This window comes from Oscillospiraceae bacterium, assembly GCA_035353335.1.
GTDB lineage: Bacteria > Bacillota > Clostridia > Oscillospirales > JAKOTC01 > DAOPZJ01.
This window is the reverse complement of the sequence record DAOPZJ010000089.1, coordinates 1-6,658: the sequence shown is the minus strand read 5'-3', so window position 1 is coordinate 6,658 and position 6,658 is coordinate 1. Positions and strand designations below refer to the sequence as shown.

Below are 6,658 nucleotides of genomic sequence, written 5' to 3'. Positions count from 1 at the left end.
GCCGTCCATCCCCGTGACGAACATCTCGAGCAGCAGCTGAAATCCGCCGGGTTTTTCTTTAAAGCGCGGGATTACGAATATCCGGACAATCAGTGCGAAAAGCACCATGATCCCCATCACGATGGCCGAGGTGACCATGGTTTCGTCGATCGTAAAGCCGCCCAAAATCGGCAGCGTTTTGACTTTTCCGGGGTCGATGGCGATATTCATTTGCCCTCACCTCTTTTCCGTAAAGCATTGATCACGCCGGTCGCCACCAGTGTCAGCCCCGCAAGGCCGCCGCAAGCGATTCCGTCGGGTACCGACAGCAGCACCGCAGGTACCAAAAACAGCGCATACAGTCCCAATTTAAAAAAGAACAACAAAAGCAGCTTGCCCGGCTTTGTACCCTCTTTGGTCACCGAAACAAGCTTTGCAAGCAAACGATACTGTAAAAAGCCGCAGATCAGACCGAGCGCGATTCCGATCAAAGGAAACGTTCCCCAAGGCATCGCAGTCCCCCATTTCCGACCCGACGTGCAATGTTCACTCAAAAACCGGGCTTTAGTCACGGTGCCTTGCGCTTTTAAAGGCACCATGAGTATTAATTTTACCACTTAATTGCGAATTGTCAATATTTAATATTCAGCAAATCAAATTTAAAAATCCGTATAAACCCCTTTGAAAATGCCGATTTTTGGGATTTTTACCGCATGCCTGCACCGCCGTGCCTTCACCGACATTCATAGTATGTGCCGGCGCACTCCTGTGTAACAAAGTCACATAAAAATGCTTAAAAAAACAAATATTTTTCAATTTGTATATTTTAATTTATATATATACCGTATATAATTGAAGCTAAGTGCCGGAATCCGACTGTTTTCGACACGATGAGGGAAATAAACAACAACCGACCAAACAAACACACAGAGGAGAAAATTCATGAAAAAGAACAGAAAGACCATTCCGATCCTTCTGCTGGTTTTATGTTTGACATTGCAGCTCTTTGCGGTGCTCAACCTGACGGCAGCAGGCACACGCGACCTCACTCCGCTCACCGATCATCTGAGCATCCATAACACCACCGACACTTATGCGACCACGGGCGGGCCGTCCTCCATCGCGGTCACGGTCGGCAGCTCGGTGATCAAGCCGTCGGGCAAGACCTTCAGCGACGTCCCGGCGGGTGCCGGACTCACGTTGACCTACGTCTTCCATCTCGAAGACGGCGACGGCGAGGGCGAAATCTATACTTATAACGGCAGCGATTATTTCACGATCACGCTCCCCGAGGGCGTCACGTTCACCCCGCCCACCGGGGAAAACGCCAAGATTTACGCCACCGATTTGGTGACCGGCGTTTGGCAGTTGGGTACTTGGTCGTTTACGGGCGACAACGTCATCACGGTGCATCTGACGGCGGACGCCGCCAACCATTCCGGCATCTGGGGAAAAGTCGGAATCACGGGCACTTTTGACCCGATCCCCTTCGGCGGCGACGACGAAACCAGCATCAAACTCGGTTCCGAGACCTATCTCTTCACGCGCAAAACCGACCCGAAGCCGGAGGTCTCCCTCGCCAAATCCGGCGTATACGACGCCGCAACCAATTCGATTTTGTGGACCGTCACGGTGACGCCCCCGGCGGGCACCGATCTGGGCGGATATACCCTCGTCGATACTTACAGCGTCAATCAGACCTATCGGAGCGGTTCTTTCACGGTCGGCACCTCGTCGAGCGCCGTGGCGGTTCCCGACCTCACCCTCGGCCTCAGCACCGCCAATCAGGTGAGCTATACCTTCCCGGCCCATACCACGGCGGCGCAGATCATCACCTATCAAACCAACCCCAAGACCTTTTCCGCCGAGACCGGCGCAACTGCGGCAACCGAATCCAGCACCTTTTCAAACTCCGTCACGCTCAAAACCGGAAGCACGGTGGTGAAGGGGCCGGTCGACGCCTCGGTGCCCATCAGCTGGCTGAACAAAGCCGTCAGCAACGTGACGACCTCGGGCAGCTATATCCGCAAGTGGGTGGTGACCGTCACCGTCGGCAGCAGCAGCGCAATCACGGGCGCAACCGTCAGCGACTTGATCCCCGCCGGACTTCAGTTGGTCGACGACAGCACTTATGACGTCACCGTCGCCCTGAACGGCGGCACCGCGTCGGTCATCCCGTCTTCGGCCTATACCTATTCCTATACCGACGCCGCCACGGCAAGCGCATTTTCTTATGCCTTCCCCGGCGCGCTCTCCGGCACGGCGGTATTGACTTATTACACCAAGCTCAACAACCCGGACTCCTATCTGAACTTTAACACCGCGGTCACGTTTAAAAACAACGCCGCCCTGACTTGGGCGGAGATGCCCGATTCGGCAAACCCGCCCAAGGATAACGCCAGCACGACGATTGTCGGGGCGAACGGCCTGATCGCAAAATCCGCCGACGCCACCTCCGACTATGCGAATCCCGGCATCATCCATTGGACGATCACGGTCAACAGCAACAAAATCAACATGACCGGAGTCACCATCGGCGATTCGATCCCCCTCGGGCAGCAGCTTTATATCGACGCGACCCATCCCATCACGGTCAAGCAGGGCTCGTCGACCCTCTCCCCGACGGGGCTTACCTCCTCCGACAGCTTTGTGCGCGACTTCTCCTACTATTTCGGCGATATCAACACGACCTATACCGTCGATTTTTATACGAAAGTCATCGACACCAACCCCGCCGCAATCGATACCTCCGGTTTGGATACCCTGTATTCAAACGGCGACTCCAACGGGCGCGTCGCTTTTAAAAACGACGTCACGCTATACCGTTCGGGCGAGACCCCGATCAAAGTCACGGGTACCCGGAATTTTAACACCCAAATGCTCGCCAAGGCGGCGGAGAATTATAATTACGCCGAACACACCGTCAAATGGACGATCACCGTCAACCGCAACAAACTCCCGCTGACGGGCCTGACCATCAGCGATTCCCTGCCCGCCGGGATGAAACTCTATATCGACGCCGTCCATCCGTTCCTCATCACCGACAGCGGTTCCGCCGCCATCGCGACCATGCCCACGGTCGGCGCGAGCGGAAGCACCGCTTTCAACTACGGGTTCGGCACGGGCGTCACCGTCAGCGACCGCTATACCGTCACGTTCTATACCCGGCTCGACGACTCGGTACTGCTGACCCAGTGGGCGAACACCCAGAATTTTGTGAACACCGCCACGATTTCGGCGGATCAGATGAGCCGCAGCATCACCGCGACCGCGACGGCGCAGATTCAAAACCCCGTCGTCTCCAAGACGGCGGCCTACACCGCCGGAAACGACTATATCGAGTGGACGGTGAACATCAACTCCGGCCTGCTCAAACTCACGGGCGCTTCGGTGACCGACGTGCTGAACGCGGGTTTACTGCTCGACAACACCTCCGTCAAGCTCTATGCGGCGGCGGTCGGCACGGACGGCACGCTCACAACCGGCGCACTGATCCCCGCCGGCTATTCCGTGACGCTGCCGACCTCGGGCAACCACAACACCCTGACCGTCGGATTGCCGGACGGCGCAAACGCCTACCGGCTCAAATTTACCACGTTCATCATCACCGATAATTACACCTATGATAATACCGTCTCGCTCTCGGGCAGCAACGGCACGCCCTCCGGCAACGCCGACGTCCGCAACATACAGGTCGGGGCGCTCTGGTCGAGCGGCGGCAGCGGCTCTTTGCCGCTCACCGTTCATAAGACCAACGCGGACGGAAACCCCGTGCCGGGCGCGGTCTATCAGCTGCTGAATGCGAGCCGCCAGCCGATCTATAAAAACGGCAGCGCCATCACCGCGACCACGGGTTCCAACGGCACCGCCACCTTCACCAACCTGCCCGCCTGGACTTTTTATGTCAAAGAAATCGCCACTCCGGACGGCTATCTGTTAAACTCCGAACCCTTCGGCGGCGTCCGGCTGGCCTCCGATACCCCGATGCTCGAAACGGTTGACGCTTACGCCAAGGGCAGCGTCTCCCTGTATAAGGTCTCGACGCTCGGCGCGTCCCTCTCCGGCGGCAACTTCGTGCTCTCCGGCACCGACTTTTTCGGGCATTCCGTCACGATCGGCGCCTCCGCAGTGGGCGGCGTTGTCACCTTTGAAAACGTCCCCCTCAGCGGCAATACCCCGTATACCATCACCGAGACCGACCCGCCGGTCGGACATCTCGAATCGAGCACGGTGCTCACCGCCCGCGTCGTCTATAACGGCGACAAAACCGCCGTCGTCGCACAACTTTCCGCAGATCGGCTGATCAATACCCCTTACAGCCAGCTGTTCGGCTCGATCACGCTGCACAAGACCGACAGCGACGGCAAAGCCCTTCCGGGCGCGCTGTTCGGACTGTATGACAGCACCGGGGCGCTGGTCGCATCGACCCGTTCCGATGCCTCGGGCGTCGTCAAATTCTCGGAACTCCCGCTCGGCACTTACACCCTGCGCGAACTCGAAGCGCCGGACGGCTATAACCTCTCCGAGACCGTCTGCACGGCTACCATCCCGCCGAAAAACCGGGACGTCATCACAAACCCGGCAACCGTCGTCGACGAAGCGCTCTCGGAACTGCGCATTTTAAAAGTCGATTCCGTCACGCAAAAATCCCTCTCCGGCGTCGAATTCACCCTGTTTGACAAGACCGGAAAAGCGGTGCAGACCGCGGTCACGGACGTCGGCGGATTTGCGACTTTCAGCCGCATCAAGGCGGGCAATTATACGCTCCGCGAGACCAAAACACCCACCGGCTATCTCCAAAACAACGATATTCCGGTCATCGCCAAAGGGGGCACCACGCTCAGCTATATCATTAAAAACACCCCGGTTCCGACCCCGGTCTCCAACCCCGTCAGTTCCTCCCCGAGCAGCGTCGCCTCGTCGGTGACCTCGACCTATGTGGTCTCGTCCTTTGCGACCTCGTCCCGTGCGACCTCGTCGCAGAGAATCCAGCCCGCGTCCACCGTCTCGGCTCCGGCCTCGCCGTCCAAGACCTCCTCGGGAAAGGGCCGCAACAACACCAACATCGGCGACGACGGCACCCCGACCAAGGACACCACGCCGGAGATGGGCATCTATGAGGATATCGGAAGCATCGTGCTTTTGATTGTCTCCACACTCGGACTCGCGGTTGTGCTGATTTCCTATTTCAACAATAAGCAAAAGGCCAAACGCGGCAACCGCTGATTCAAAACGATTTGTTTATAAAATTCCGCCCCGTTTTCAAACGGGGCGGAATTCGCATTTACAGGACAAAAGTATGTTTGCCACTCCGGTTTGGGCGGAGCGGAACGGTTCGGAAAATTTGAAATTTACACATTCGCCGTCTGTCTCAATTGCTGCCGTTCTTTTAAAAATCCGGCCCAAGGGTCGGGCCTTTCGAGCCGCGCAACCGCCTCCGCCATGCCGATGCCGTCCGGCGCGACCGTGTCGAGTTCATCCCAACCGATGGGCATCGAGATTTTTGCGCCCTTTCGCGCCCGCAGTGAATACGGAGCCACGCTCGTCGCACCTCTGCCGTTGCGCATCCAGTCGACGAAAATCTTGCCCGTCCGGCGGTTTTTGCGCACATTGCCCGTGTATCGATCGGGCCATTTCTGTTCCATCACCTCGACGACCCGCCTTGCGAAATCGTAAAATCCGTCCCACGAGACCGACGGTGTCAACGGCACCACCACATGGTATCCCTTGCCGCCGCTGGTTTTGAGATAGGTGTTCAGTTCGAGCTGCGAGAGCAGTTCGCGCACATCCCGAACCCCCTGCCGCACCGTTTTTAAATCCATGCCCTCGTCGGGGTCGAGGTCGAACACCATCATATCGGGTTTCTCCATGGTCCCGGCGCGGCTGCCCCAGGTGTGAAACTCCAGCGTCCCCATCTGCGCCTCAAAAAGGAGCCCCGTTTTATCGGCGATATAGAAAAACTCCTCTTCGCCGCCGTCGCTCGTCTTCACCTGGACCGGCACGATCCCCTTGCTGTCGGGGCCGGGGTGCTTTTTATAAAAACAGGTCTGCCGGATCCCTTTGGGACAGCGCACAATGCTCAAAATCCGGTTCGATACATACGGCAGCATCCGCTCCGAGACCCGCTCATAATAGCGAATCACATCCTCTTTGGAGGTGATCGGGTCGTCGAAGATGATTTTATCGGGATGGGTGACTTTCACCCCCGCGATCATAATTTCGCCTTTGTTCAATAAATCTGTATCCATGTTCTCCTCCGTCTCTTCCGGCAGTGCCTCTTCGCAGTCGAGGTCCTCCGTCTCCCTGTGAATTTCTTTTGGGTTCTTATCCGTTCTTAACCCTTTAAAACTCGCCTGCCGCAGCAGATTGTCCGAAGTCCATTCGGCAAATTTGATCTCGGCGGCGAGGTCGGGTTCAAGCCAGTAGACCAACTCGTCCGCCTTGATTTTCGGCGCATTCACAAACATCGGGTCGTCGCGCACCAGCGTTTTAAACTGATCTTCGAACCGCCGGGAATCGGCCTCGGAGAGCCCCGTACCCGCGCGCCCGCAATAGATCAGTTTCCCGCCCTCGTAAACACCGAGCAGCAGCGAACTGATCCCGTTCGTCCGCTTGTCGGTGCGGATATAGCCGCCGATCACAAACTCCTGCCGCCGTTCGCATTTGATCTTGACCCAGT

Annotated in this window: 4 protein-coding genes; 1 reads left to right on the top strand and 3 read right to left on the bottom strand. The window is 57.2% G+C overall.

Going from position 1 to position 6,658, the window contains the following annotated elements; translation table 11 throughout:
• Together PKH29_12245 and PKH29_12240 are read right to left on the bottom strand one after the other, a co-directional pair.
• On the bottom strand, nucleotides 1-210 hold a 210-nt coding region (locus PKH29_12245; GenBank protein ID HNX15609.1), incomplete at its 3' end, for a hypothetical protein.
• The gene (locus PKH29_12240) at nucleotides 207-491 is read right to left on the bottom strand and encodes a hypothetical protein (protein ID HNX15608.1); all 285 of its coding nucleotides are present in this window, start codon (nucleotides 489-491) and stop codon (nucleotides 207-209) included. The genes PKH29_12245 and PKH29_12240, both read right to left, overlap by 4 nt.
• 430 nt (nucleotides 492-921) lie before the next feature.
• Between PKH29_12240 and PKH29_12235 the strand changes: the two genes are divergently transcribed.
• Nucleotides 922-5,205 (top strand): SpaA isopeptide-forming pilin-related protein, encoded by a 4,284-nt coding sequence (locus tag PKH29_12235; protein HNX15607.1) that lies wholly within the window; start codon nucleotides 922-924, stop codon nucleotides 5,203-5,205.
• A 125-nt stretch (nucleotides 5,206-5,330) separates the two neighbouring features.
• Here the strand turns inward: PKH29_12235 and ligD are convergent.
• A partial coding sequence (gene ligD / locus PKH29_12230; protein HNX15606.1) for a DNA ligase D occupies nucleotides 5,331-6,658 on the bottom strand: 1,328 nt, incomplete at its 5' end.

What these genes read in the sequence shown, in the direction of transcription:
- PKH29_12240 (HNX15608.1), bottom strand. Translation starts at nt 491, where the DNA reads ATGCCTTGGGGAACGTTTCCTTTGATCGGAATCGCGCTCGGTCTGATC.
- PKH29_12235 (HNX15607.1), top strand. Translation starts at nt 922, where the DNA reads ATGAAAAAGAACAGAAAGACCATTCCGATCCTTCTGCTGGTTTTATGT.